This window comes from Streptomyces sp. MnatMP-M17, from assembly GCF_900091995.1.
GTDB lineage: Bacteria > Actinomycetota > Actinomycetes > Streptomycetales > Streptomycetaceae > Streptomyces.
Genome location: NZ_FMDK01000786.1, coordinates 1 through 4,469, shown reverse-complemented (window position 1 = coordinate 4,469; position 4,469 = coordinate 1). Strand labels below are relative to the sequence as shown.

The 4,469-nt window shown below is 71.5% G+C and carries 5 protein-coding genes; 2 read left to right on the top strand and 3 right to left on the bottom strand.

Annotated features, from left to right (window positions below; all coding sequences use genetic code 11):
• Positions 1 to 38: 38 nt before the first annotated feature.
• The 3 genes from GA0115259_RS42300 to GA0115259_RS30545 form a co-directional block, all read right to left on the bottom strand.
• Positions 39 to 170: a hypothetical protein gene (locus GA0115259_RS42300; protein ID WP_256098214.1), complete on the bottom strand. Its 132-nt coding sequence runs from the start codon at positions 168 to 170 to the stop codon at positions 39 to 41.
• A gap of 120 nt (positions 171 to 290) precedes the next feature.
• Positions 291 to 1,526: a JmjC domain-containing protein gene (locus GA0115259_RS30550; protein WP_093603005.1), complete on the bottom strand. Its 1,236-nt coding sequence runs from the start codon at positions 1,524 to 1,526 to the stop codon at positions 291 to 293.
• A 122-nt stretch (positions 1,527 to 1,648) separates the two neighbouring features.
• Positions 1,649 to 2,590, bottom strand: coding sequence for a TauD/TfdA dioxygenase family protein (locus GA0115259_RS30545; RefSeq protein WP_256098213.1), 942 nt, complete (start codon positions 2,588 to 2,590; stop codon positions 1,649 to 1,651).
• A 347-nt stretch (positions 2,591 to 2,937) separates the two neighbouring features.
• Between GA0115259_RS30545 and GA0115259_RS30540 the strand changes: the two genes are divergently transcribed.
• Together GA0115259_RS30540 and GA0115259_RS39730 are read left to right on the top strand one after the other, a co-directional pair.
• Entirely contained in the window at positions 2,938 to 4,134 is a 1,197-nt protein-coding gene (locus tag GA0115259_RS30540) for a hypothetical protein (RefSeq protein ID WP_093603001.1), read from the top strand.
• 80 nt (positions 4,135 to 4,214) lie between these two features.
• Positions 4,215 to 4,469 (top strand): hypothetical protein (locus GA0115259_RS39730; RefSeq protein ID WP_141716753.1); only part of this gene is annotated, 255 nt, incomplete at its 3' end.

The following is a 4,469-nucleotide window of genomic DNA, read 5'->3' as shown; positions in this document are numbered from 1 at the left end:
CGGCCGGGGCCGGACTGCGCCGGCCCCGGCCGCCGTGCTCACGGGTTCAGCAGGCGGGGAATCGGGAGCGAGGCGCCGGAAACGTCGTCCAGCTCCTCCTCCGTGATGACGACCTCAGTGGCCGCCAGCTCGCTTTCCGGCGAGAACTCCGGCTCCTGGTTCGCGGTCATGAAACCTCCTTTTGATTGCGGGATTTCGGAAGAAGCCCTGCGCAAGGCAACTTCATAAAGCCAAGCAGGCGCGTGCCCTGTCAATGAATTCCGTGGACCTGACGGTATTCCTTTCGGTGGTCACGCCCCACCGGCCCGGCGTACGACGCCGATACGCAGAAGCGTTCGCACCACGTTCAGCGCGGAGGCCTCGCCGGCCGCCGGTGCGATGTCACCTGCGCACCACTCCTCCTGGGCGTCCTGGAACCACAAGTCCTCCACGTAGTCGGCGACGGCGCCCTGGAGAGTCAGGGTGGTGCTTCCCACGTGGAGCCTCAGACGGCCGTCGTCCGCGCGCTCGACGCCGGACAGCGCCTCGGTCACCAGCACCACGCGGGTCGCCGGCCCCGTCAGGTCCGCCGTCGCGGAGACGGTGGGAGCGCCCGCCGGCTCCAGGAAGTTCTTGCGGATGTCGCGCGCCAGACCGGCCGCGAGGGCGTCCGCGTCGACGAGGGGCAGTGCCTCGTGCAGTTCCTTGACGATCTCGGCCACACAGTCCGCCAGTTGCTCCGGGCGGCGCATCACGCCCCAGGGCAGCTCCCGCCGGAACGCGGCGAACTCCGGGCGGCGCTCGTCCAGCCGCTCGGCCAGCTTTCCGGCCAGCCAGTACCGCGTCAGCATGGGTACGAAGCCGATCGCCACGTGCACGGAGGGCTCGTCGGTCGCGATGCCGCTGTGCAGCCAGCCGCGCGGGATCCACAACACGTCGCCGGGGTGGAGGGTGGTCTCCAGCGTCGGCGGCTCCTGCTCGATGCGCGCCAGTTCCGCCTCGTTGGGCACGTTGCGGTGGCGGGTCTCGTGCGGGAGCGGATCCGGGATCAGCGGCTCGCGCACCCGCCAGGTTTTGCTGCCCACCGTCTGGACGAGCAGGTTGCCGCCCTCGTCGTGGTGGTAGGGGAACCCGGGCTGGTCGGCCGGGGTGAGGAAGCCCGTGGCCGAGGCGGGCAGACCCACCTCGTGGCCGAGGCGCCGACAGAAGTCGCCGACCGGCGTCCAGAACCGGTGCAGCACGTCGAGGACGATCGTCGATCCCTCGCGCAACAGAGCGCCGACCGCGGCGGGGCGCACCGTGTCAGCGAACGGCCGCTCGATGGGCCGCTCTCCCCAGGTGTACTCCGCCGGGGGCACGTCCACACCGCGGATGGCGCGGAAGGCGTCGGCGGGGACCCCGGTGTTGAGCATCCGGTCGATGCCCGCCTGGTCCAGCAGCCCGCGCAGCGGTTCCGGCGGCATGGACCAGACCTGGGGGCGCCGGGGTGGGTTCGCGACGAACTCCTCAGGCGACGGGACGAGTTGTGAGAGAGCACGGAAACGCACGGGCGTCCTCCTTGAGGGTGGGGCGGGAGTGATGGCACGCCGAAGCGCCGGACGGCGGCCCGGCGACCGCCCCGGCTGCGGCGCGGGGGCGGGTACGGCGCACGCGATCGCCGTCCGGCGTGTTACTCGGCGCCGCCCGCGCAGACGGTCGCGTGGTACGCCTCGTCGTCGCCGTACAGGACACGGCTGCGCTCGCCGTTCGGCGCGACCGGCACGTCTCCGGCCACCGTGATCCGCTGGAGGTGCCTGGGGGTGTCGCCGTAGTCGGCGACGGCGTAGTGCTGCGTGGCGCGGTTGTCCCAGAAGGCCACGTCCCCGGCGGCCCAGCGCCAGCGCACGGTGTTCTCCGGCCGGGTCACGTAGTTCTGGAAGATCCGCAGCAGGTCCCGTGAGTCCGCCTCGCTCCAGCCGGAGAACGACCGCACGGAGCTGCCCAGCAGCAGGGCGTGCTCGCCCGTCTCGGGGTGGACCCGCACCACGGGGTGCCGGGTGACGCAGGCGCCCGGCAGGGATAGGACGTCCGGGGTGACGATCATATCGGGGGTGTCGTAGGACTTGGACACCGGCGCGTGGACCGCCCACAAGCCGTCGGCAAGCTGCCGCAGCCCCGCGGGGAGGGTGGCGTACGCGCGCACGGTGTCGGCCCAGAGGGTGTCCCCACCGTAAGGGGGAATCGTCAGCGCGCGCAGGATCGAACCGAACGGCGGGCGGTGCACGAACGTGACGTCGGTGTGCCACGCGTCGGACTTGACGGCCTCCCGGCCGTAGTCGAGGTCGAGCACGGCCCGATTGCCGTGCGCGGCCTCCTCCGCCCCCATCATGGGATGGCCGGCGGTCAGGTCGCCGAAGCGGCGGCCGAACCGCTCGTGCCCGGCGGCGTCGAGCGACTGGCCACGGAAGAAGACCACACGGTGCCTGAGCAGCGCGGCGCGGATGTGCTGGACCGTGTCCGGGTCCAGTTCGCCGGCCAGATCGACGTTGCGGATCTCGGCGCCGACGTACCCCGCTACCGGGTGGACTGTCATCGCCGACCCGGCCGGGACCTGTTGCTGGGGTGTGCTCACGAATCCTCTCCTCGCTGTGCGGTGCTGGGCGCACAACCGCCCGGCGGCCAAGTCACGGCCTGTCACCGCAGCACGAAACATGGACGGACGGCACGTGCACAAGTGCTGGCCGCAAATCCTGTGGTCAATACCTCGGCCGCACCGAATACCGGCGCCTTTGATATCGGGGTCCGTCGTGCCGCGTATTTTCTTTCGGTCCCGAGAATCACGGCGGGGCCGATACCGAGGTCCCACCGAAATTCCTTACGCCCCGCATTGCTTCGAGGACTCGATTCTGGTCGACTCGGATAGCGCCCCACGGGCGCTCATCGGATACGAACGGATAACGGATAAGGATCGGCGAGTACATGGACGACGATCTCATCGCCAACCCGCAGGTGGCCCTGGAGGTCTTCCTCTCCGTCCGCAGGCGGGGTCGGCCGATGGAACGCGTCAAGCTCACCGACCCGGCCGCACTGTCGCTGGTGCCGTCCCTGCTGGCCGGCCGGACCGCTTCACCCGAGGAACAGCGGCGGGCCGCGATCCGCCTCGGTCTCCTGCTGCCGCCCCATGAGGCCGCGGCCCGTATGCAGGACCTGCGTTTCCGCGGCGACCTCGACGAGGCACTGCTCTCTTTCCTCCCGCCGCACCACTCGGACCAGGCGGCCGAACCGCCCGCCGACGAGCTTGAGTTGAGTCCCCTGCTGCACATCCAGTGGGGTGAGGACCTCCCGGAGGCCGTCGCGGCACGTGCCCTACCGGGCCACGCGGTGACGACCGGACCGGCTGGCTTCGCGGCCGAGCGGCCCGTCGTCTGGGTGGAGGATCCCTGTTCCGGGGTCGTGACGCCGTGGTGGTGCGGCGGCACCTGGGGGGAGGACCTTCGCCGGGTCGCTCTCGACGGCGCCTCGCCCGGCACGCTGTCGCCCGGGGCCGTACGCGCGTTGCGGCTGGCCGGCGTGCTGGTCCCGCGGACACCGGCCGCGCCGGGAGACGTCGGTGCGGAGCGGGAAGACTTCGACGCGGAGCCGGGAGGAGAACGGGCGGACGACGTCGCCGTGCTGCGCGGCACGTTCCCCCCTCTGTTCGTGGCGGCGCTGCGGCGCCACTTCCGGCGGATGCGCGCCGAGGGGTACTTCAGCACGGACCGCGAGCAGGTGCGGGACGGCCGACGCGACGGCATGTACTGTGACGCCGTCACGCTCTTCGTCCAGCAGCAGCTGACCGGGGCCGTCGCCCGGTGGGCCGGGAGCCCGCTGAGGCCCTCCTACACCTGGGCCGTCACGTACCGGCCGGGCGCCGCCCTCGAACGCCACCGCGACCGCCCGCAGTGCCGGTGGAACGTCTCCCTGTGCGTCGACACCGATCCCGGCGACGCCGGCCCGTGGCCCTTCCACATCCGGACCGGCACCCGTCAGCACACCGTCGAACTGGGCATGGGCGACGCCGTCGTCTACAGCGGGACCGACCACGAGCACTGGCGCGACCCGCTGCCCCCCGACCGCGTCGTCACGATGTGCCTCCTCCACTACGTGGATCCCGACTTCACCGGATCACTGGACTGAAGACCCGCGACGAAGGATGCGGAGCCGCTGCCCTTCGGCACGTGACGGCCCGCCGCACCCGCAGAGAACAGGAAGCCGGAATGCGATACACAGCACTGCAATGCCTGGTGCCGTCTCCCGAGGAGTTCGTCGCCTCACCCCCGGAGTCCCCCCGCCTGTGGTCCATGCCCGCCGGGCCCCTGGTCGCGCTCCTCGGGCTGCCGGACGTCGACACGATCGTCCGCGCCGGCCTGCCCGCCGCCAAGGTGCACGTCGTGCACGAGGGGCAGCTCGTCGACCCCGCCCGGTACACCTGGAGCAGGCGGGCCGACGACACCGGCTTCGGCGGGCAGGTC

Excerpts from the sequence above, each read along its gene's own strand:
- GA0115259_RS42300 (WP_256098214.1), bottom strand. The coding sequence starts at position 170 with ATGACCGCGAACCAGGAGCCGGAGTTCTCGCCGGAAAGCGAGCTGGCG.
- GA0115259_RS30540 (WP_093603001.1), top strand. The coding sequence starts at position 2,938 with ATGGACGACGATCTCATCGCCAACCCGCAGGTGGCCCTGGAGGTCTTC.